The organism is Niabella soli DSM 19437, from assembly GCF_000243115.2.
In the GTDB taxonomy this organism is placed as follows: Bacteria; Bacteroidota; Bacteroidia; order Chitinophagales; family Chitinophagaceae; genus Niabella; species Niabella soli.
In genome coordinates this window covers 3507354-3528594 of sequence record NZ_CP007035.1, presented here as the reverse complement: position 1 = coordinate 3528594, position 21241 = coordinate 3507354, and the positions used below count along the sequence as shown (strand labels likewise).

Here is a 21241-nt window from a genome sequence, read left to right as displayed (position 1 = left end):
TTTGGATGCTTACCTATTGCGATTTTTTTCCATAAAGAGTAATTTCCGAAAGACAGTTTGCATCATCGAGGGTATAGTTCCCTGAAAATCCTTTTACTGCCTCAAACCGGAACTTTCGGGTGCGTTTGGTGTATTTGGGGTTATCCGGATACATATAAGCCATATCCCCTGCTTCGCCCATTTTTACAAACTCAAGCTCTGTAAGTCCCGCAGGAACGGGAATCTGGTACTCCATCACCTGCTCCCATTCGCTGGTGGTGTCATTCCAGGTATAGGTACGGTAACGCCCTACATTTTCGGTACGATAGTACTGCCCGCGGCTTACATTGGCCAGCCCGCCGGAATGCCGTTGATGGGTTACAATCCGGCTGATCTCGTAATAATCGCCCAGGTCAATGATAAAGTTCCAGGGCATATTGCCATTAGCGCTTTTGCCGGTGCGTCCGCGGCTTTGCGTGTGCAGGAAGTTCAGGTTATCGCCCCTGTCGATAATATCGTCAATCACTTTCAGCGATCTTCCCTCCAGCCCGTTCCCAAACATCATAGGCACTCCGCCAATAGAATCATTGGGGTTCGGAATCGTCCACGCCTGTTTGGGGATTTTAATATCATCATAAAGCGATAAAGAGCCCTTATCTATAAAATCGGTTATGTTGCCATAAATATCGCCCACCTTTACCTTTACTTTTACCTGTTCATTGGAAGCGAGGTAGAGGTCGCTGATAAACCTGCGGTCTGCAGGCTGATTGGAGGAAAACACGGTGGTCAGTTTTCGGGTAGTGCCTCCCTGCGGAAATTCATATTCCACATATACGTTTACGTTCTGCTTCAGCTCGTTTTGCCAGTCAAGGAAAAATGAGCTAAATCCGGCTTTTGCCTGTATTGTTTTCGCCACCCTTGTATAAGCAGGTTCAAGTGGTACTACTTTTACATCCAGCACATCCGATTTGTTCCCGGAGCGGTCTACAGCATACAATTGTACATTGTATTCATCAATACTGCCAAACCCGTACACATCCAGCGAGTCGGAAAAATACGAAGCCATAAACTTAAACGACTGTCCGTTTTTGTTGGTATAAACGGCTTCAACGCCCAGCAGGTCTTCATCTTTCGGAACCGTATAAAAAAACCGGGCGCCGCCAAACAAGGGTTTGTATTCCTTTAGCGTAACCTTACCGGGGGGTGTATTGTCGCTGCCTCCTGTTTCAAAACGGCTCTGCTTTTTACACGCCGCCACCAGCATTAGTATCAATAGGGTTATAATAAGTTGATTTTTCATAATCATTTTCATTAAATACACGTCATTTAAACCTTGCTACCATCCGGGATTCTGGATCAGTTTTCCGTTAGTATTCATTTCATTCAGATCAATCGGCCACAAACAATCCGTAATGGTAAACCGTCGTGCCTGTTTATCCTCCAATATAAAGAACGATGCAGCATTGGTGCCGGTGTATGTCCAGCCGCGGATGGGCGCTGAAAAAACGGAAGCGGCTCTTTTGTGCCGGAGCATGTCCCAAAAATATTGCCCTTCAAAAGCGAATTCAACGGAGCGTTCCTGTAAAATAATATCGCGCAATCCTTCTTTTGTAAGATGCTTTCCGGGGTTTCTGCAAATACTCGGATCCGACCATACCACCTCTACATCCGGCACGCCTGCCCGCCGGCGTACTTTGTTGATTTCATCATATACCTGTGCGCTGGGGCCACTGAATTCATTCATGGCTTCCGCTTTCATCAGGTACAGGTCGGCCATACGGATCAGCGGATAGGGATATTTAATCGTACGCTGCCAGGCTCCGGATTGAGATTCGGGATGTACAAATTTTTGAACGCCAATACCGGTGGCCAGGTAATCCGTTTGGCTTACGGAGGAAGTAAAGCCGCCGGCGGTACCGGAATACATCATAGTGCTGATCAACTGTGTATGCGCCCGCCAATAGCCGCCGGTAATACCCAAATTCGCATAAAACCGTGGTTCCCGGTTCATGTAAAGCCGTATGGTTTGTACTCCCGGCTGCATATAACCCGCCAGCGGAGCGTATTCCGGCGTGTTCAAACCCGGAGTGGTTACCAGTTCATACATAGTACTTTTATCAAAGGTGGCGTCTTCGTCGATCGGCAATCCGTTCTTCGTATAATAGCGTTCTGCCATCTGGTAAGAGGCCCCCAGCCACTGCCAGGAGAAAGAGGTGGTATTTATCACACCTTCATAGCCCGTTGGCAGTCGTATATTGGAGGCATGCGCCAATTCTCCCTGGTTATAATAATCGATATTTGAATACCCCCATACCAGTTCTTCATTCCACGGGTCACAAATCACCATACGCAGGTCATAAAGCGTTTTCATATTATTGCCATTTACGGCAAAAGCACTGCGGTCATAGGCGTAAGGATCCCGGGTAAAGTTGTACAAGCGGTGACCGTTACCCTCGGCAATGGTAATGGCATCATTAATGGCATCCAGTGCTTCCTTCCATTTTTCCGGTTGATACTCCAGCGGGAAAAAAGGCTTGCCATCATGATCAAAGAAATCCCCGAAATATTCCCGGTTCCCGTTAAAGAAAGGGCTTGCCCTGAAAAACAGCACCCGCGCCTTAATGGCCTTGGCTACAATTTGGTCGATCTGTCCCTTATTATTCGCATCTGCCCGTTCCGTAAGGTCGGGTAGGGCTTCATTGATCAGTTTCAGGATGTATTGAAAACAATCTTCTACCTTGGCGCGGGGCAAAAACAGGTCTTCCGGTTTTGATTCGGGCGAGGCCATTTTATCAGGAATAATAATGGGACCGTAATGCTGCACCAGCAGGAACATATAATACGCTTTGAGCATTTTTACCTGCGCTTTCCATTCTTTCTTTTCGCCATCCTGCATATCCCTCACCTTGTCAATATTGTCCAGGAACACCTCAGTCTGGCGGATGCCCTGGTACAGAGGTTTCCCTCCCTGCGTGCCGGACCAAAGCCCCAACTGCGGAGAGGTCATAGACTGTAGCCCCCGCATAATGCGCGTGGCCCGTAGCTGGTCTGTATTGTTATTCAAATCCAAACGGCCGAGCCATTCGTCACCCAGTGTCCAGGAGGTTAAGTGCGTATTATCGTCCCTTGGAATATAATTATAGGCTTTCGCCAGGGCGTTCCAGGCGTCGGTTTTTGTGTCGAAAACGTCTTCCAGCTTTAATGTGTTATCCGGAACTACATCCAGATACTTTTTTTTGCAGGAAACAACAGTAAGCAGCAAGAGCGCAAATACAGTAGTAGTAATAACTTTCATGTTCCTTTTTTTAAAACGTCAATTGAATCCCGGCATTAATTCTTTTATTGTTTGGATATCCCAGCCCGCGGTCCCGCATTTCCGGATCCCAGAGCTTGAATGAAGAGAAGGTGAACAGGTTTTGTGCGCTGACATAGATGCGACTGCCCCCCTTCACTTTCCATTTTTTAAGGTTTCGAAGGCTATAGCCCAGCTCCACCGATTGCAACTTCAGGAATGAACCATCCCGTATCCACCACGAGGATTGCTGTGTGTTATTGTCTACCGGGAAGGTTGACAACCGGGGCCAGAAAGCATGCACATTGGGGTTGGTTTCGCTCCAATAGTCGTTGCCTATGATCGCCAATGCATTTCTGCGGTTGGCGAAAGGCGCAATACCCGCCCGGGGAGGATCTTCCGAACTGGAGGCGCTTGCATCAATAAAAAAGGATACGCGCGCGCTGCCATTGAAGAAAAAGCCAAAATCAAACATTTTATAGGCCATAGAGGTACCAAAGCCATATTGTACTTCAGGAACCGTTGGGAAACCCAGGGCTACCCGGTCGTTGCCGTTTATCACCCCATCGCCATTTACATCTTTATACTTGATGTCGCCGGCCAGATACCCGCCAAAATCCTGCCTGGGCGAGTTATCGATCTCATTCTGGTCTACAAAAAGTCGTTCGGCGATCAATCCCCATTCCTGGTTAATGTTGCTTCCCAGGCGCTTCAGGTATTGATCCGGATAGTTCCGCTCATCCAGTTTTACCAGCTTGTTGGTGGCATAGGTAAAATTGGCTCTTGCTGAAAACCAGAAGTCTTTAGACAGGCTTTTTTCGTAGCTAAGAGAGCTTTCAAATCCTTTGGATAATACTTCGCCCACATTGCCGCTGATGGAAGCCTCCAAACCTGCCGAGGCAGGAAAATTCTGTCGTTGCATGTAAATTTTACTCCTGCGGTCGCGGTAAAAATCGGCCTGCAACTTCAGCGTTTCGTTAAAAAGGTTCATATCAATGCCGGCATTCCATTTTTCAGACATCTCCCAGGTAATATCCGGATTCGCATACCGGTTTACCTTGTAGCCGCCATAGGAGTTCATGAAGGAGGTACCCCAGCGATAGCCGTTGTCGATAACGGTTGCCCCGTTAAACAATGAAATGTCCGACAGAAAAAAGAAGCGGTCTCTGCGCTGGGCAATAGCATCGTTACCCACCAGCCCCCAGGAGCCTCTCAGCTTCAGCGTACTGATCACATCTTTGACCGGCTCCCAGAATGCTTCGTTTGAAACAGACCAACCGGCACCCACCGTGGGGAAGAAACCCCAGCGTTTGCCCCCGGTAAATTTCTCTGAACCCATGTAAGAATATCCAACTTCCATCATGTAACGCCGGTCATACGTGTAATTAGCCCTTCCGGAGTTGCGTATATTCTTTTCGGGAAGCGCTTCAAAAATGGAAGTAGCCGTTCCGGAGGTCAGCAGGTTTTTTTCCATGGTTCCCACTTCGGTTGCTGCCAGGCTATGCGGACCAAAAGTGCGTTCCCAGTTAAACAATAGCTCATAATAATAGCGGCCACTGGCATTTCTGACCGGTTCAATATCACCCAGGTAAGGGCGTCCGCTGGTAGGATTCAGTGGGAACAGTGTATATTTTCCTGTAACCTGGTTATAGGATTCCAGGTCGTAATAATAGGGCAGGTAGGTACGCCGTCCGGTATTTTCTCCGGAGGTGTTGGCCGAAGCTTTTAACTGTGCCCGCAGTCCTTTTGTAATCATTCCCAGGTCCTGCATCAATGTTGCCTGTGCCGTAATATCCGATACATTTTTATCCTGGTAGCCGCGCACCATTTCCGCATAGGGGTTCACCTTGGCTGCTCCGTTAACAAAACTGCTGCCAAACAATGTAAACCTCGAGTACTGGTTAACTGAATCCGGTTCATACACCGCCGGAAAGTCCACGGGATTGCTGTTCATTACCAGCCGGAATAGCTGGGAAGCCGAAATATAAGGACCATTTTGCCCTTCAAACCGGCCCTGTATCCGGGTGTCCAGTTTAGTAGTGGGGGTTAGTTTGAAGATCACGTTGGAACGAATAAAATACCGTTGGATATCGATATTATTGTTGTATTTATTTATTTGATCCGTTTTCAAAAGGCCTTGCTCCTTATCCATACCCATAGACACATAATAAGTAGCCACCTGACCGCCGCCGGAGATATTTACGTTGGTTTTCAAATTAGTGGCAGACGGCTTAAACAGGGTTTTATACCAGTCGATATTCGGATAGATCATCGGATTTTCATTATCGATGGTAGATTGTATTTTTTGCTGAGAGTAGTACGGCCCCAGGTTGGGGTCCCTGGTAATGCGGGCTTCATTGTACAGCTTCATATAGGTTGGACCATCCAGCATTTTGGGCACACTTACCGGGCGGGCCGTGTTTACATCAAACCGCATATTAAAGCCCACCGGGCCTTCGTGGCCGGCTTTGGTCGTTACCATAATGATCCCGTTGGCGCCCCGGGCACCATACATTCCTGTAGCCAGCGCATCCTTCATTATCGAGAAGGACTCGATATCATCCGGCTGCATCCGCGCCAGATTGTCCATTGATGATTCGAACCCGTCGATCAAAACGAGTGGTGCAGACTGGTACCCGAACGTGGTAACGCCGCGTACAAAAAACTGGGCATTGTCTGCCCCCGGTTCCCCGGACAACGAATAAGAGATCATCCCCGGTATCCGGCCGGCAAAGGCGCTGGTGATGTTGGATGCCGGTATGCGCAGATCCTTGGCGTTTACGGTTGTTATGGCACCTACTATCGTGGCCTTTTTCTGCTTGCCAAAAGCCACCACCGTTACTTCGTCCATATCGTTTTTATCGTTGTACAATAGCACTTCAAGAATGCTGCTCTCTCCCACAGCTTTTCTCAGCTCCTTTTTCCCCACGAAGGAAAAAGCAAGCGAATCGCCCACCGCAGCGCTAATCTTAAATTCACCATTCTTGTCGGTGATTGTCTGGAACTGCTTGTTTACTACTCTTACAGTAACCCCCGGAAGCACAACGCCGTCTTCCGCATTTTTTACAACACCCGAGATGCTCTTGGTTTGGGCATACCCCATAACATGGCAGAATACGAGCAATACGATCCATACTGATCTCATACGATAACGTTTTGATTTCGTCCAATAAATTTTTATAATCGACAGTATTTGGGGAAAGCAATCAACAATCAGGGCCAAACACTTTTGGTTTATTACATTCTCTTACAAAAAAAGAGAATTGAATCTATTAAACCATCATTTTCGTTTTGGAGCAATGATTTTAAAAAACCGGGATGTTAGAATAAAGAGGCAGCATCTCATAATTATTATTGAAAGAAGAGCAGGATAAATGAAATATCTTTCATTTTCCATCGACTTGTTAAAAAATATATAAAAAGTTTTTGAAATCGATCTTGTTTTTTTGACTTACTTTGATACAATTTGTAATGTTAACAAATTGTTAATTTTTAAATTATAAACCGTTTTTTTGTATAAAACCGGCTCACTTTAACATACTCTTGGCAGCCCGAACCCCAAATACCCTTATAAAATGAAAGAAAAATACGCTTATATGCGTTTAGCAACTTCCGATACTTTCCGGTTTTGTTCTTACAAATCCAATCGGTCCCGCAAGACGGCCATTCGATTCATTGGTATGCTCTTTTTCAAAGGAGTGCGCCCGGTTCATTAACGCTTGTTTGCAGCGCAAACGGTTGTTTAGCCTTTTCGCATGATTGTTGCTTAGCTTTAAAAAAATGTTCCGATGCGATTGTTCCTGTTTAAAAAAAGTTATCTGTTTCTTTTTCTTTTGTGGATGCTGGTTCAGGCTTGTCAAAAGGCAACGCCATTAATGATCCATACCGCTCCTGCAGATAGTGCCGCAAAAAGCACAGCGCCGCTATATTCGTTGGGATCGAATGTGCAGGATTTCAGTGAAGGCATTGATGGCTCCAAAGAGTCATTGGACCGGTTACGGCAGGGATTTGTATGGTCCGATTTTGAGCCTACCGGATATTACCTTCCGCCGAACACTTCATTAACGCTTACTGTGGCACCACTGGCGGGCACCACGCTCCCCAAATTGTTAATAGGTACTTATTCTTTTGACACGCTGCGCTGGAACCCGCGCTCAGAGCAGCTTGCAGCGGGCGACAACACGATAACCGGTGATCCATACGGAGGACTCCTATGGATCCGGTTCACTACCACCGGCACTCCAACTGCAAAAGTGCGCATTACCTTTAAGGGCGGCGCGGTGAGGGCACCGGTATTTGTAAAAGATAAAACCACCGACTGGACGGCGCAATTGAATCAATACACCCAATCCCCGGCGGCGATCCTGACCAACAACAATACTTATCTTGTTTTTGAAAGAAACCGGGCGCTGAGCACCAGCAATGGCGATGCTAATTTTATCCTTCAAACGATCGACAAAGGAGTAGAAAAAGGAGAGAACTATATTGCCGGGATGGATAATTCGGCGCCGGAAAATGCACCCCCCACCCATAAGATCCTGATGACCATTTCCAACGCTAAAAATATCTGGGGCGTTGCCAGCTATTACAGGACCTGGTTTGCACCCGGCCTGATGAATGAAGCACTGACAGCAAAGAACATTGTCGACAATGGCTGGGGCGCCTGGCACGAACTGGGTCATCTGCATCAGCAGCAAGCGTGGAAATGGTCTACACTGGGTGAAGTAACCGTCAACATTTATACCCTGGCAGCCGAGCGGGCCGTCAACGGCACCGGCGCTCTGCGTTTGAAAGGACCCACCACCACCAACGCTATGAACTTTTTGGCCATTACGGACACCAGCAAAGATTTTAATTCGGATGCGCAAATGACCGATGGTAATTTTACCCGGTTAGTTATGTTCCACCAGCTTTGGCTGGCCTTTGGCGATCAATTTTACATCACTTTGCACAAACAAACAAGAGCCGAAAAACCCAGCCTATCGGCTGACGCGGAAAAAATGCGTTATTTTATGCTGAAAGCCTGTACCATATCGGGCAAGGATCTTACTACTTTCTTCAAAAAGTGGGGTTTTAAACCTGGCGCATCTGTTTATACTGAAATCGCCAGCCTGGGACTGCCGCAACCAGCCGTGGAGCCCAGTACATTAAAGGATAATTAGTTGTGAGGGGGTGTTGCGATTATTTTAACGATTTCTTCCTGTGGCACCTCTTTTATTATGCGTAATTTTATTAGGCCCTGGGTATGAAAAGCATTTTTGGTCAGCAGATTCAAGCCGATGGCGTGGCGCAGATCACACTTTTTTTCTTCTGCGAAAATCTGCGGGAAAATCAAAAAGACTCAAATTCCGGGGCTGATCATCAGTCAGATATTTTTTGATCAGCCCCAGCGCAAATTAAAAAACGTCGGTAATGATCCAATTCGTTCCTATTAAAGTTAGGCTGGTATTTATTTTGATCCAGTGCATTTGCGTTACTTCGGTTGTTAATGCACAAAAGCAATTCCGGTTAACCGTAACGCCGCCCGCCGGGGCAGATGCAACTGCATTTACCGCGTTTTTAAACGACGGAAAGCACACCGAAAAAATAAATTACACTGCTGCTCCCAATGGTGCATTACAGTTTTCCGGAACATTCTACTCTACTTATGCAGTCATTGATCTGCAATATCCCAAAAGTAAAGAGCATCCGGAAAACACCTGGGGAGGTATTTTTTTCCTGGATGAACAGCCTGCTGCAATAGTATTGAGACGGGATGCAGCTACAGGCTCTCCTTTTGAAAAGTATGAACTAAAAAACGCAAAAGATTTTAGAAAAGAAAAAGAAAGGATGGATGCTTATACATCCAGCGAAAGGAAAAGAGCATCAGCTTTTGAGGAGAAGAACATGGCAATTATTGATGCCAACAAAAATCCGGAAATCAATCATCAATATTTCGATGTGCTACTTAAGAATCTAAACAAAAAACGATTAGAGTATATTTTAAAAACACCCGATTCCTTCTATTCCTTCTATGCTTTTTGCAATCTTGTGGCGAATGCCTTTGCTCCTGATAGTCTTTTGAATATATTAAACAACGCTTTTCCGGACAAGTATAAAAACAGCAATGAAGGCAATTATTTGAAAGAAACTCTTTTCGGAAGGCGTCCGCTCAAAAGCGATTCAACTGCAATCGGATTTGTTTCCAGATCCATCGATGGTAAAACGATACGTCTGTCTGATTTCAAAGGAAAAAATTTTGTATTGCTTCATTTTTGGGCAACCTGGTGCCGCGGATGTGTTCAGGAGATTCCTGCAATAAGTAAAATCAATAATGAGTTCGCATCCCGGAACCTGAAAATCATTTCTGTTGCACTTCAATCATCAAAAGACAGCGATTATTCCAAGACCATAAAAAAAGAAAGGATGAATTGGATCAATATATATAATGATGATAATTTGATCAACAAATATGGCAACCGGCCGGTGCCCAGACTGTGCCTTATTGATAAGAATGGGAAAATACTATATGACAGTGCAGAGAAGAAATATGAAAATGATGCTGATTTAAGCCAACTGAAAAATATTTTAAAGAATATATGAAAGAAAAACAACCCGTTGGGCTATATAACAATTAATGACCAACCGGCTTAAATAGTTCCAGCAGTCCCATTGTCTTAAAATTTATTTCGGCTGTTTCCAGCAGTTCAAAAAGTTGCTGCAATTCTCTTTGATCCAGGATCATTCCGTAACCTTCCAACGGTGTGGGAATGTAAATATTTTTTTGGAACGACCCCGTTGCTTCCCGATGATATTCCCGGTGCTGTTTTACCAGGCTATGAAATATTTTAAGATCGTCGGCTGTAAGTGTAAATAAAGAAGTCTGAAAAGCCAGTTGAAAATGCCGGCATTCCTCACAAGCGATCAGGTAACCTTCTTCGCCATAATAAAGTGTTTTAAAGCTGCACATATTTTTTTTCAAAAATATCCGGATAATCCCCGGTTATGTTTCGAAAAAAGAAAAAGAAGTTGCGCGATCAGGAAAAAGAAAACCAGGGAATCAACTTTTACTGACCATTTCTCAGAATCTCTTTTACAAAGTCTTTCCTGGCTTTGGATATGGGAACCTTTGCGCCGTTCGTTAATAATAACTGGCCTCCATCTTCCTTTAACAGACTTTTTATATACAATGGATTAACAAGATGCGATTGATGTGTCCTTATAAACTGATGTTCCGCAAGCAGCTCTTCGTATTCTTTTAGCGACTTTGAGGTTAAGATCTTTTGATCGCCGACAAGAAAAAAGTAGGTATATGCATTATTTGCTTCACAGCGGATAATGTCTTTAATGGCAACATAACGTATTTCATTTTGCTGTGGTAAAGCAATTTTAGATGGCTTATTGTTTTGCCTGATATGTTCTACCAGGAAATCAAGTTGCCGTTGGTTTTGTTTTAGTAGCAGTTTTTGCCGGGCTTTTTCAATAGCCAGTTTCAGCTCTTCGCTGTCCACCGGTTTTAAAATATAATCCAACGCAGCATATTTTACCGCCTGGATGCCATACTTATCATATGCTGTTACAAAAATCACTTCGAAATTCCTGGGATAAATAGTTTGCAGCAGATCAAAGCCTGTTTCTTTGCCCATCTGTATATCCAGAAAAACGATATCGGGCGCCGTCTCCCTGATCAATTTTTCAGCAAAGACAATATTATCCGCAACACCGGTAACCTTTATATCAGCGCCTGATCTTTTTAAAAGAACGGCAAGGTTCTCAATATTATGTTCCTCATCATCTACAATAATTGCTTTCATACTAACCAGTTCTTTAAAGTAATGATTACAATTGTTCCGTTTGTGCCCGATTGCATCTCTAAACCAACAGGGGTATTTTTATACACTGTATTCAGTAAAGATATCCGGTTTCGGGTTAACCGCAGCCCCATGCCGTTATACTCTTTTACTTCATCAAAGCCAATTCCGTTATCTGTTAGTCGTATTGCCAGGTCATCTTCCGATTTTTCAAAATCAATAGTTATCATTCCATTCGCTTTCAAGGATGCGATACCATGTTTGACGGCGTTTTCAATAAGAGGTTGTAATAACATCGCTGGCAGCTCAATATTATAGCGGTCGAGGTCTTCGTTTGCAAGAATATGGTATTGAAAGCCAAAACGAAGCTGCTCCATTTTTAAATAATCATCCAGTAATTTTATTTCATTGTGGAGCGTTATCATCTCTTTATCCGAATCATCCAGTACATTTCTGGTAAGCCGGGAAAAAGTGCCCAGGTATGTTTCAGCCTTACCTGTTTCATTTTTATGCACCAGGTTTTGAATACCCGAAAGGGCATTAAAAATAAAATGCGGGTTTAGCTGCGATCGGATGGACTGCAATTTGAGTTTCGCTTCCATACTGATATAGCGTTGCTGCTGCAATTTTCTTTTTTGTTTTCCCCGGTACCACAAAATAAATAACAGGGCGATACTGGACAGCGGCAGTCCTATAACAAGGCTTATCAGCAACCAGTCTCGAGCGCTAAGCACATACACATCTTTGACCGTAAATTCCACATCATTGGAAGAATAACTAAAGTCTTTATTTTTTTTGCCATATAATTGAGTAAAGTTGTAGTACAAAAACATTTGCAGTTTTGCGCTAAAACGAACCAGCTCCTGCGGAACTTCCGCTTTATAGTTATAACCTTCAGCCCGCATACTATCTTCAAGAGGCGTAAAAACGTTTGCAGATAATTTTATCCAGCGAGGCTTAAAATACATGTATTCATTTACGTCATATTTGATAAGCAGGTTAAAGAGCTGCGGCGCATTATCCGTTTTTATAAAAAGGGTTCTGTTTATCACCACTTCTTTATTATTAAACGTCACACCGCTCATATTCCTATCAAAGGAGTTGTATTGCACATTGATAACCCCATCTTCACCTTTTGTAGTATCCGGTTTATCTTTTTGGAACGTGAAGAAAACAGCAAGCGCGGGCTTTGCCAAATTTATGGTACTGGTCGTTTGAAAAAGAACAGCGCCAGGATCCTTTATGCTATAAATACCAATATGCAGAAACCGGTTGTCAGCCCTAACATTTTTAATCTCAAAAATATTAAATTCATTCCCTGAAGCAGCAATGCGCCGATCAGGCAATGGCGCCCAGTTTGCCGCTTTTGTCGTGCCGTTTTCTTCTATTGAATACCGGAGTTCCTCCGCTTTTATAGATCTCGCTATATAAAACCTCACAATTACTTTTTTTGCACCAGGCAGGTACTTTGATCTTTCATCAACAAATAAGAAATTAAGTGCTTCATTTTTAATCGAATAAGGCGCAGTTCTTGCTTGTTCCGGAGGTGCATATCCGCTATCCTGCGGGAGAACTTCTATTTTATACAATGGGGCATGATCTTTTGAAAGCGTTGATATATCATTGTCCATCATTTTAACCGTTCCTGGCTGGGCCTTTGCCGAAAGTGCCGCTGCACATAAAAAGAAAATCAGGATTCGTCTCATAACATTAATTTTCAACTAAACTACGGCAGACCGGACTACAGCAGCAATCATAGTTGACAAATGGACGGTTTGGTTTGTTATCCAATACAAATTAAAAAGAATTCGGGAACGTGGTGAGCCTTTTTCGCGTTTCTAAAACCCGTAAGCCGACTGCCAACTCTGATAATTATATTTTAATACAGAAACCCCGCCCGAAAGCGAGGTTTCTTACTAACCCATCTATATTTAAAAAAACTATCCCTGCATCTCTTTGATCTTCTCCCGGATCTGGGCTTCTATGGTAGCAGCCAATTCGGGGTTGTCCAGCAACAACGATTTTACGGCATCACGCCCCTGGCCCAGCTTATCGCTGTTATAACTATACCAGGACCCGCTTTTCTGGATGATATTCAATTCCACACCCATATCAATGATCTCACCGGTTTTGGAAACTCCTTCTCCAAAAATGATATCAAACTCAGCGGAACGGAAGGGGGGCGCCACCTTGTTTTTAACAACTTTTACTTTCACGCGGTTCCCGATAGCGCTGTCGCCGTCTTTGATTTGTGCAGAACGACGGATATCCAAACGTACGGAAGCATAAAACTTTAACGCATTACCACCGGTAGTGGTTTCGGGGTTACCGAACATGACCCCTATCTTCTCCCGCAGTTGGTTAATAAAAATACAAACCGTATTGGTCTTGGAAATAGTAGCGGTAAGCTTCCGCAGCGCCTGGCTCATCAGCCGGGCATGCAAGCCCATTTTGCTATCTCCCATTTCGCCTTCCAGCTCGCTTTTAGGTACCAGTGCTGCAACAGAGTCGATCACCACCACATCCAACGCCCCGGAAAGGATCAGGCGGTCGGCAATTTCCAGCGCCTGCTCACCGTAATCAGGCTGAGAGATCAGCAAATTATCAACATTTACTCCTAATTTCTTTGCATAGTTACTATCAAAAGCATGCTCCGCGTCAATGATCGCGCACATGCCTCCTTTTTTCTGCGCCTCTGCAATTACATGGGTTGCAATGGTGGTTTTACCGGAAGATTCAGGTCCGTAAATTTCTATCACCCGGCCACGCGGCAGCCCGCCAATGCCCAGTGCGGTATCCAGGCCAATGGAACCGGTGGAAATCACTTCCTGGTTCACTTCGGCCTTCTCATTCATCATCATCACACTGCCTTTGCCGTAATCCTTGTCAATTTTATCCATGGTCAGCCGCAGCGCCTTTAGTTTTTCGCTATTTGTGTCCATTTCTATAGTTTTTTCTGTTTTTGCCATAACCAAAATTACAATTTCAATATATCCTGTCTGATTAACTTTATCAACAACACAAAGCTAATAAAATTAGCAATACGAAACTAAAAATATTGGATTTTATTATTTTTTAATCAATCTTTCAAATGCCTCGCCAGTAAAGGCGCCAGTTTTTGATACCCGGCCGCATTAGGGTGCAGGCCATCGACAAACCATTGCTCGTCAATCTTGCTTTGTTTATTTAAAAATATACGGCCCGGGTTAATAAACACAACATGCTTTTTACGGGCAAGTTTTTTGATAGCTTTGTTTAAGCCGGCGATCCGGTCTTCCTGCCTGCGGCGCGGTAAAATGCCCGCCAGCAGGATCTTAGCAGCAGGCTGATGTTGCCGCACGGCTTTTACCAATACGGCCAGTCCTTCAATTATCTCCTTATCATTATTATCTCCTAAATTATTGGTGCCGATCATCAGCACTACATGTTTTGCCGTATATCCATCCAATTCCCCATTTTGCACGCGCCATAAAACGTTTTCAATTTTGTCCCATCCAAAACCCATATTCCTTAATCCGAGGGGTTCCAGATATCCGGTCCAGGAATCGGCTCCGCGAACAACGGGCGCCTTGGGCAGTCCCGCCCAATAGTGAATAATGGAATTGCCCATGATCACATTGCGTGGCGGGTTCTCTTTATTCAAAGCGAGTATCGCCTCGTGTCGCTGTTGCCAGTCATATAACTTATCCCTGTTTTGTACTACAGGTACGGTGGTGGAAGGCTGCGCCAGCAGCAGGTTGCCTGCCAGGAAAAAAAGTAGAATAAACTGAAGTTTAAGAATCATTGTGTACATCTGCATTTTTATTATTGATTTCAGCCATGGGATCCCGCATAAAAATTTTCATCGCATCCGGCATAAAGGTGCTCAAAATTTTTTATGTCCATTTCATAGTTATGCGGCTATTTTTCAAATGAAAATGGTGCTTCGTTAGCCCAATGCATTTTGGAACAATAAAAATGACCGGGAAACAGACTATGCCACAACCGTTGCTACCAGCAATCCGGCCACGCCTACTGCCAGCCCCCAGTACACTTCTTTTGCGGTATGATCCGATAATAAAAGACGGGCGGTAGCTACCACGCCTGTAATAAGCAGGGCTATTGCGATATAAACAGCCATACCCGGCCCATACTCAAAACCGAGCAGGCATAAAAAGGCAGTAGCGGTACCCAGGGCAATGCCATGCATACTGACTTTCATATAAATATTTACCAGCAAGCCAATGGAAGAGGCCATAAAAACGGCAAAGGAAAAAATCACCAGTTCTTTTGGAACGGCTTCCAGGTTGCGCCATACATACCAGATCCAGAAGTACCAGATATTGCAGGCAATAAACGGGATGATTCGGTCTTTACGTTCCTTTAATTTAATGGATTGAATAAACCCTACCCCTTTTAACAGCAGTACCGTTACCAGCGGGAAAAAGGTATAATTCACTATGGACTGGAGCAGGATGCCCATTTTTGCGCGAATGACCACATCCGGCCCTTCCAGCCGGAGGGCAACAAACAAAAAAGGTTGCACAAACAACAGGAAATAAATAACATACACCGGTACAAACACCGGGTGAAAGATATAAGACAGCAGGGTTGCGATCATCTTTTGCGCCTTTGGCTGATGATCAATCGTCTCTCTCAATTCATTCTCGCTATTTAAAACCAGTTTGGAATCCATCCTGCAAAATAAAGAAGAAGCCCGCTAAAATCATCGGTTAATTTCCAACCGCTTTGCCCGAACGCAGCTATATTTGTAGCATAAATTTTGTTTACATTAAAATAAAGAGCGAATTATGCAGTTGACGGCGACCCTGGTACAGGTTTTACCCTTGCAAAAAGGAACAGGAAAAAACGGAGAGTGGAAAAAGCAGGATATTATTGTTGAAACACAGGCGCAGTATCCAAAAAAAGTTTGTATTTCCATTTGGGGCGATAAAATCAATGAGAGCCTGTTGCAAACTGGCAAACAACTGACCATTTCTTTTGATGTGGAAAGCCGGGAATATAACGGCCGCTGGTATACCGATGTAAAAGCCTGGAAAGTAGAATCGGCGACAGCGGCAGGCAATCAGGGGAATAACTACAAAGACAATGAGCCTTCAGATAATTATTCAGATCTGAACACGGGGGCGGACGATCTGCCTTTTTAACGGGGCTTCTATTCTTAAAAATATACACTGATCGATATGAAGAAACAACTGATAGGAATGATGGGGCTGGGGATCGCTTTTATTGTTTGTTGTAATGGTTGCAAGGATAAAAAAACTTCCGGCGGCAAAACAGAAGATGATACCACGGGTATCGACATCAGCGAGCGGCACGATTCCATCGTCAATCATATCACGCCGGCCGATACAGCAAAAATCTTTGTCATCACCCCGGAAAATAAGGATAGTGTGCTGGCAGCCACAACCAAGGAAATACTGACCCTCTTTAAGAATAAAGACTATGCAAGGCTGGATTCATTTATCCACCCGCGGGAAGGGGTCCGTTTTTCACCCTATGCTACTGTAGACCCAAAAGAGGATAAAAAGTTCACCAAAGAAGAGTTTGCGGCATTGGTTACGAAGAATAAGGGCCAAAAAATTAACTGGGGCAACTATGATGGCAGTGGCAACCCTATTCTTCTTAGTCCTGCGGCCTATTTCAGCAAATTTGTATACGACGGCAACTTTTTAAGCCCGCAAAGACAGGGCGTTAACAAGGTTTTAGGCGATGGCAATTCTATAAACAACCTGAAAACGGCCTATCCCGGCGCTGACTTTACGGAAAACTATCTTCGCGGCAGTAAAAAGAACGGGGGCATCGACTGGAAAAGCGTACGACTGGTTTACAAACTGGAAAACGGACGGTATTACCTGGTGGGCGTCGTGCACGATCAGTGGACGATATAACCAGCCTGTCGTTGCGTGTTGCGCGAAGGTGTGTGGGCGGGAGAAACACCAACGAACTATTTGTCGGTGTTTTATCTTGCCGCGGCCTGCGCGCAACACCGGCAAAGGCGGGGGTGAAGGAACCTTTCTATTTCGTACCTTTATACACAACAAAAATGCTAAACCGATGTCAGTATTAAAACTACGCTTATTATTTGTAGGCTCCAAAGGAGAAAAGCACCTGTACACTTTATTTGACAGCGGGGCGAATCTTTCTTGTATTGCAAAAGAGCAGTTAGAGGAATTAGAGGTTCCCATTCATTTGGGGCGGGTAAGAAAACTGGCCACAGCAAGCGAAGGGCATTATATTGAAATTAGCGAAAGAGTTACTCTTGACTTTTATATAAACGATGTGCTGCTTTCCGATGAATTTTTGGTAGTTCCCAACTTAAGCGAAGAAGCCATTATTGGTGCTGCCACTCTTCAAAAATGGCGCATCAGGTTGAATTTTGAAGATGATTTGGTAGAAGTGGACCCCAAAGTAGCGAAATTGCAACTGGTTTGACGAAAGCGTTACAAGTTGCTGGCTATTGGCTTAAATTCTGAAGGCACAACGCGGAACGCATAATGCGCAATGCACATCCCCTCCGGAAACCTGCAACCGGCAACTTCTTACACCAGTTCCTTCCTTAACCTTGCCACCGGAATATTCAGTTGCTCCCGGTACTTGGCTACGGTGCGACGGGCGATATTATAGCCCTTTTCCTGCAGCAGTTCGGTAAGCTTTTCATCACTGTAGGGATGTTTTTTGCTTTCCGATTCAATAAGATCGGTTAATATTTTCTTTACCTCCCGGGTAGAAACCTCTTCCCCACTATCCGTGCTCAGGGATTCGCTGAAGAAGAATTTCAGGCGATAGGTACCAAATTCTGTTTGCACAAACTTACTGTTCGCCACCCGGCTTACAGTGGAAATATCCAGGTTGGTCTTTTCAGCAATATCTTTCAGGATCATGGGTTTCAGCGATGTTTCATCACCGGTAAGAAAAAAATCTTCCTGGTGTTCCATGATCGCCGACATCGTATCCAGCAACGTATGCTGCCGTTGCCTGATGGCGTCAATAAACCATTTTGCTGCGTCAATTTTTTGCTTAATAAAAAGGACCGCTTCTTTTTGTTGCTTATCCTTTTTAGAACTGCGGTCATAATCCCGCATCATATCCCGGTAGCCTTCGCTGATGCGCAGTTCCGGCGCATTGCGGCTGTTCAACGTCAATTCCAGCTTCCCGTTATTATTAATTATAAAAAAGTCCGGAACCACGTAGCTTTCCGCCTTGTTTACGGCGCCCACATTGCCACCCGGTTTGGGGTTCAACTTTACGATCTGTTGCATTACTTCCTTCAGCTCCTCCTCCGTTAACCCCAGGCCCCGCTGGATCTTTTCGTAATGCTTCTTGGTAAATTCGTCGAAATATTTTTCAATCGCCAGAATGGCTTTGTCCACATCCTTGCCTTCTTGTTTTTGCCGCCGCAACTGCAATAATAAACACTCGGTAAGGTCCCTCGCCCCCACACCCGGCGGGTCAAACTGCTGGATCTTTTGAATGATCTTTTCTACTTCCTGCGGCGTGGATTCAATATTCTGCCGGAAGGCCAGGTCGTCTACCAGGGCCGGCGTGTCCCGGCGCAGGTAGCCGTCTTCATCTATACTGCCAATAATATGCTGTGCAATGCGCTGTTCATCTTCCGTAAGGGAAAGCAGTCCCAACTGGTTCTCCAGCGTATCATAAAAACTGGTTTCGGTTTTTATAGGCAACTGCCGGTTCTCGTCATCCCCGTAATGATCTTCTCTTGTTTTATAATCCGCAATATCATCATCGCCATCCTGCACATAGTCGCTAACATCAATATTGTCGTATTCATCCCGGTTGTTTTCTGAATCGTCCAGCGAATGTTCACTATCAGCAAACTCATCTTTCAGCTCCCCCTCATCACTGTGTTTTCCCTCATCCAGTTCCAATGCCGGGTTTTCCTCCATCTCCTCCTTGATCCGTTCTTCCAGGTTCGCAGTAGGTACCTGCAGCAATTTCATTAACTGAATTTGCTGCGGCGATAACTTCTGTAAAAGTCTTTGTTGTAATGATTGTCCTAAGGCCATTTAAAAAATCGAGGCGTTCTCAAAAATCGAGCCGTAAATTACAAATATATTGTTTTGTAAAGTAAATTACTATTTTTCGACGACTTATTTTATCGTAATACTGATTATAAATATTTGATTCATAATGGCATAAATTAAATTTTTTTTAAGAAAAAAGACCGTATAGCTTTCTTGTATTAACGACATTCAACAGGCGGCCGTTTTATTGGATGATTTTAAACTCCGAAAAACAGCACTATGTTTCTAATACATGTTAGTCATTTTGCTATCTTTGAACTATAATTTTTTAATATTATTAACGATTCTGACCATATTAAAAATGAATTGCCTGTACTGAAAACAAGAATTTTACAAGGAGACGAAGCCGCTTTTACCCGGCTATATGAATTATTCTACCGGCGTCTTTACAGTTTCTCTCTCTCATTGGTTAGGGTTTCCGACATCGCAAATGAAGTGGTGGAAGACGTTTTTATGAAGGTGTGGACCAGCCAATCGCTGCTGCGTAACGTGGAAAATCTTTCCGTATACCTGTATGTTGCGGTAAAAAATCAATCCCTCAACAGGCTTTCGGCCCAGGCCCGGGAATGGATGGTTTCCGGTTTGGATAACCTGGAGCCTGATGTGGCGGTCATCAACAATGACCCTTATACCTTTACTGTAACCAATGAAATGCTAAACAGGGTAAACCATGCTATTGACCAATTACCACCCCGCTGCAAAATGATTTTTAAATTGATCCGGGAAGACGGGCTTAAATACAAAGAAGTAGCTGCCATCCTGAATATATCGGTAAACACCATTGATGTACAAATGGCCACCGCTGTTAAACGCATCAGCGAGGCCCTTGGTATCCCCAAAAACATCCCGCAACAGCAATCAGCAAAAAAAATTTAAAAAAAAGCCGGATTTATATAGTAGATCAACACCATTCTTCCTGTCCTGTAAATAACGGGTACGGCCTTGTCATATATGAGAGATGATGCATACATATGGAAATTGATGGCGCGCAGCATCTATGGCGAGGCTTCGCCTGCAGAACAACAGGAACTGCGGAAATACTTCATTCAATACCCCGACTTAAAACAGCAATTTGAATTACTATACCCGCTTTTGGGCAAGAAGCAGCTACCGGAAGAAAAAATGGAGGAGCCGGATTATGCCCGAAAGGCAACCGAACTTGTTGAAAAAGCCAGGGGCCTGGAAAGCGCACCGGTTATACAGCTAAAGCGCCGCCGCAGGGCGTATTATGCTGCCGCCGGTATTGTGATTGCTGTAATTGGGGCCGCTGCTTTCCTTTTATATAAGCCCGCTACCGTTGCCATAAAAAAGGATCCGGTTGCCTTGGCTTTGGCAACCGGTAAAGGGGCGCGCAAACAAATGCTATTGCCTGATGGTAGCCAGGTGTGGCTGAATGGTGGATCCAACCTGTATTATGTGACCGATTTTAAAGGCGCCACCCGGGAAGTACGGCTGGAAGGAGAAGCATTTTTTGACGTGGTAAAAGACAGGAAGCATCCATTTATTGTACATGCCGGAACGATTGATGTAAAAGTGCTGGGCACTGCTTTTAACGTAAAGGCATACAGCAGTGAAGCAAATATCACTACCGTGCTTTACCGGGGATTGGTAAGTATTACCCGCCATGAGGGTAACAAAAATTTTCAACCGGTACTGTTATACCCTAATCAAAAAATTGTCATCCCCAGCAAGGAAGTTGTTGAAGACAACGCTACCGCCAATGAACAACAGCAGGACGCTATAAAGATCGAAACTATTGACAGTACAAAGAAGGAGCAGGAACGTGTGGAAACTGCATGGATGTATAACCGGCTGGAGTTTCGTGGTGACGACTTTGCAACCCTGGCAAATAAAATGGAACAATGGTATAATGTGGAGATCCGTTTTGCGGATGACCGGGTGAAGCAATTAAACTTTAACGGGTCTTTTGAAAAAGAGACGGTTCAGCAGGCGCTGGCAGCCTTAAAAATTGCAAATCCGTTTAATTATATAATAGAGAATAATGTAATAGTTATTAGCTCCCTGCACTAACTATTATATCTGTATAACTGAAAAAATAAACGATGAAGACAAACCAGAATGTATCAAGTAACTTTACATGGAGTGTTTTTTACCGAGGACCACTCCATGTGATA

18 protein-coding genes are annotated in these 21241 nt (G+C 44.4%); 8 read left to right on the top strand and 10 right to left on the bottom strand.

Annotated features, from left to right (window positions below):
- Window positions 1–13: 13 nt before the first annotated feature.
- The 3 genes from NIASO_RS14845 to NIASO_RS14835 are packed head-to-tail and all read right to left on the bottom strand — an operon-like array spanning window position 14 to window position 6416.
- Window positions 14–1279 carry a DUF4959 domain-containing protein gene (locus NIASO_RS14845; protein ID WP_008587137.1) on the bottom strand — a complete coding sequence of 422 codons (1266 nt, stop codon included), beginning with the start codon at window positions 1277–1279 and terminating at the stop codon, window positions 14–16.
- A gap of 36 nt (window positions 1280–1315) precedes the next feature.
- The gene (locus tag NIASO_RS14840; RefSeq protein WP_008587135.1) at window positions 1316–3274 is read right to left on the bottom strand and encodes a RagB/SusD family nutrient uptake outer membrane protein; all 1959 of its coding nucleotides are present in this window, start codon (window positions 3272–3274) and stop codon (window positions 1316–1318) included.
- A 10-nt stretch (window positions 3275–3284) separates the two neighbouring features.
- Window positions 3285–6416: a SusC/RagA family TonB-linked outer membrane protein gene (locus NIASO_RS14835; protein WP_008587133.1), complete on the bottom strand. Its 3132-nt coding sequence runs from the start codon at window positions 6414–6416 to the stop codon at window positions 3285–3287.
- A gap of 643 nt (window positions 6417–7059) precedes the next feature.
- Here NIASO_RS14835 and NIASO_RS14830 point away from each other — a divergent pair.
- From NIASO_RS14830 to NIASO_RS14825, 3 genes are all read left to right on the top strand, one after another.
- Entirely contained in the window at window positions 7060–8433 is a 1374-nt protein-coding gene (locus NIASO_RS14830) for a M60 family metallopeptidase (RefSeq protein ID WP_008587132.1), read from the top strand.
- Window positions 8434–8516: 83 nt separating this feature from the next.
- The gene (locus NIASO_RS20560; RefSeq protein ID WP_262491845.1) at window positions 8517–8651 is read left to right on the top strand and encodes a hypothetical protein; all 135 of its coding nucleotides are present in this window, start codon (window positions 8517–8519) and stop codon (window positions 8649–8651) included.
- Between the two features lie 32 nt (window positions 8652–8683).
- Window positions 8684–9853: a TlpA disulfide reductase family protein gene (locus NIASO_RS14825; RefSeq protein WP_008587130.1), complete on the top strand. Its 1170-nt coding sequence runs from the start codon at window positions 8684–8686 to the stop codon at window positions 9851–9853.
- Window positions 9854–9884: 31 nt separating this feature from the next.
- Here NIASO_RS14825 and NIASO_RS14820 read toward each other — a convergent pair whose 3' ends face one another.
- The 6 genes from NIASO_RS14820 to NIASO_RS14795 form a co-directional block, all read right to left on the bottom strand.
- A complete protein-coding gene (locus NIASO_RS14820) occupies window positions 9885–10220 on the bottom strand; it encodes a DUF6686 family protein (protein ID WP_008587129.1) in 336 nt (111 codons plus the stop codon).
- A 97-nt stretch (window positions 10221–10317) separates the two neighbouring features.
- Window positions 10318–11064 carry a LytR/AlgR family response regulator transcription factor gene (locus NIASO_RS14815; protein ID WP_008587126.1) on the bottom strand — a complete coding sequence of 249 codons (747 nt, stop codon included), beginning with the start codon at window positions 11062–11064 and terminating at the stop codon, window positions 10318–10320.
- Window positions 11061–12767 (bottom strand): sensor histidine kinase, encoded by a 1707-nt coding sequence (locus tag NIASO_RS19745; protein WP_008587125.1) that lies wholly within the window; start codon window positions 12765–12767, stop codon window positions 11061–11063. Before NIASO_RS19745 ends, NIASO_RS14815 begins: the two co-directional genes overlap by 4 nt.
- 234 nt (window positions 12768–13001) lie before the next feature.
- The gene (gene recA / locus NIASO_RS14805) at window positions 13002–14003 is read right to left on the bottom strand and encodes a recombinase RecA (RefSeq protein WP_025299016.1); all 1002 of its coding nucleotides are present in this window, start codon (window positions 14001–14003) and stop codon (window positions 13002–13004) included.
- A 137-nt stretch (window positions 14004–14140) separates the two neighbouring features.
- The gene (locus tag NIASO_RS14800; RefSeq protein WP_052356550.1) at window positions 14141–14845 is read right to left on the bottom strand and encodes a GDSL-type esterase/lipase family protein; all 705 of its coding nucleotides are present in this window, start codon (window positions 14843–14845) and stop codon (window positions 14141–14143) included.
- 189 nt (window positions 14846–15034) lie between these two features.
- Window positions 15035–15736, bottom strand: a complete 702-nt coding sequence (locus NIASO_RS14795; protein WP_008587119.1) for a hypothetical protein — start codon at window positions 15734–15736, stop codon at window positions 15035–15037.
- A gap of 115 nt (window positions 15737–15851) precedes the next feature.
- Between NIASO_RS14795 and NIASO_RS14790 the strand changes: the two genes are divergently transcribed.
- The 3 genes from NIASO_RS14790 to NIASO_RS14780 all read left to right on the top strand — a co-directional run bounded on the left by NIASO_RS14790 (window position 15852) and on the right by NIASO_RS14780 (window position 17496).
- Window positions 15852–16208: a DUF3127 domain-containing protein gene (locus NIASO_RS14790; protein WP_008587117.1), complete on the top strand. Its 357-nt coding sequence runs from the start codon at window positions 15852–15854 to the stop codon at window positions 16206–16208.
- 36 nt (window positions 16209–16244) lie between these two features.
- A complete protein-coding gene (locus NIASO_RS14785; protein WP_008587116.1) occupies window positions 16245–16952 on the top strand; it encodes a hypothetical protein in 708 nt (235 codons plus the stop codon).
- Window positions 16953–17118: 166 nt separating this feature from the next.
- Window positions 17119–17496: a retropepsin-like aspartic protease gene (locus NIASO_RS14780; protein ID WP_008587114.1), complete on the top strand. Its 378-nt coding sequence runs from the start codon at window positions 17119–17121 to the stop codon at window positions 17494–17496.
- A gap of 107 nt (window positions 17497–17603) precedes the next feature.
- Here NIASO_RS14780 and rpoN read toward each other — a convergent pair whose 3' ends face one another.
- On the bottom strand, window positions 17604–19022 hold the full coding sequence (rpoN, locus tag NIASO_RS14775; protein ID WP_008587112.1) for an RNA polymerase factor sigma-54: 1419 nt from the start codon (window positions 19020–19022) through the stop codon (window positions 17604–17606).
- Window positions 19023–19412: 390 nt separating this feature from the next.
- Here rpoN and NIASO_RS14770 point away from each other — a divergent pair, with 390 nt between their 5' ends.
- Both NIASO_RS14770 and NIASO_RS14765 read left to right on the top strand, forming a co-directional pair.
- Complete coding sequence (locus tag NIASO_RS14770) at window positions 19413–19982, top strand: RNA polymerase sigma factor (protein WP_008587110.1); 570 nt, start codon at window positions 19413–19415, stop codon at window positions 19980–19982.
- 75 nt (window positions 19983–20057) lie between these two features.
- Window positions 20058–21137 (top strand): FecR family protein, encoded by a 1080-nt coding sequence (locus NIASO_RS14765; RefSeq protein WP_008587108.1) that lies wholly within the window; start codon window positions 20058–20060, stop codon window positions 21135–21137.
- Window positions 21138–21241 lie beyond the last annotated feature (104 nt).

What these genes read in the sequence shown, in the direction of transcription:
- NIASO_RS14845 (WP_008587137.1), bottom strand. Translation starts at nt 1,279, where the DNA reads ATGAAAAATCAACTTATTATAACCCTATTGATACTAATGCTGGTGGCG.
- NIASO_RS14840 (WP_008587135.1), bottom strand. Translation starts at nt 3,274, where the DNA reads ATGAAAGTTATTACTACTACTGTATTTGCGCTCTTGCTGCTTACTGTT.
- NIASO_RS14835 (WP_008587133.1), bottom strand. Translation starts at nt 6,416, where the DNA reads ATGAGATCAGTATGGATCGTATTGCTCGTATTCTGCCATGTTATGGGG.
- NIASO_RS14830 (WP_008587132.1), top strand. Translation starts at nt 7,060, where the DNA reads ATGCGATTGTTCCTGTTTAAAAAAAGTTATCTGTTTCTTTTTCTTTTG.
- NIASO_RS20560 (WP_262491845.1), top strand. Translation starts at nt 8,517, where the DNA reads ATGAAAAGCATTTTTGGTCAGCAGATTCAAGCCGATGGCGTGGCGCAG.
- NIASO_RS14825 (WP_008587130.1), top strand. Translation starts at nt 8,684, where the DNA reads ATGATCCAATTCGTTCCTATTAAAGTTAGGCTGGTATTTATTTTGATC.
- NIASO_RS14820 (WP_008587129.1), bottom strand. Translation starts at nt 10,220, where the DNA reads ATGTGCAGCTTTAAAACACTTTATTATGGCGAAGAAGGTTACCTGATC.
- NIASO_RS14815 (WP_008587126.1), bottom strand. Translation starts at nt 11,064, where the DNA reads ATGAAAGCAATTATTGTAGATGATGAGGAACATAATATTGAGAACCTT.
- NIASO_RS19745 (WP_008587125.1), bottom strand. Translation starts at nt 12,767, where the DNA reads ATGAGACGAATCCTGATTTTCTTTTTATGTGCAGCGGCACTTTCGGCA.
- recA (WP_025299016.1), bottom strand. Translation starts at nt 14,003, where the DNA reads ATGGACACAAATAGCGAAAAACTAAAGGCGCTGCGGCTGACCATGGAT.
- NIASO_RS14800 (WP_052356550.1), bottom strand. Translation starts at nt 14,845, where the DNA reads ATGATTCTTAAACTTCAGTTTATTCTACTTTTTTTCCTGGCAGGCAAC.
- NIASO_RS14795 (WP_008587119.1), bottom strand. Translation starts at nt 15,736, where the DNA reads ATGGATTCCAAACTGGTTTTAAATAGCGAGAATGAATTGAGAGAGACG.
- NIASO_RS14790 (WP_008587117.1), top strand. Translation starts at nt 15,852, where the DNA reads ATGCAGTTGACGGCGACCCTGGTACAGGTTTTACCCTTGCAAAAAGGA.
- NIASO_RS14785 (WP_008587116.1), top strand. Translation starts at nt 16,245, where the DNA reads ATGAAGAAACAACTGATAGGAATGATGGGGCTGGGGATCGCTTTTATT.
- NIASO_RS14780 (WP_008587114.1), top strand. Translation starts at nt 17,119, where the DNA reads ATGTCAGTATTAAAACTACGCTTATTATTTGTAGGCTCCAAAGGAGAA.
- rpoN (WP_008587112.1), bottom strand. Translation starts at nt 19,022, where the DNA reads ATGAAATTGCTGCAGGTACCTACTGCGAACCTGGAAGAACGGATCAAG.
- NIASO_RS14765 (WP_008587108.1), top strand. Translation starts at nt 20,058, where the DNA reads ATGAGAGATGATGCATACATATGGAAATTGATGGCGCGCAGCATCTAT.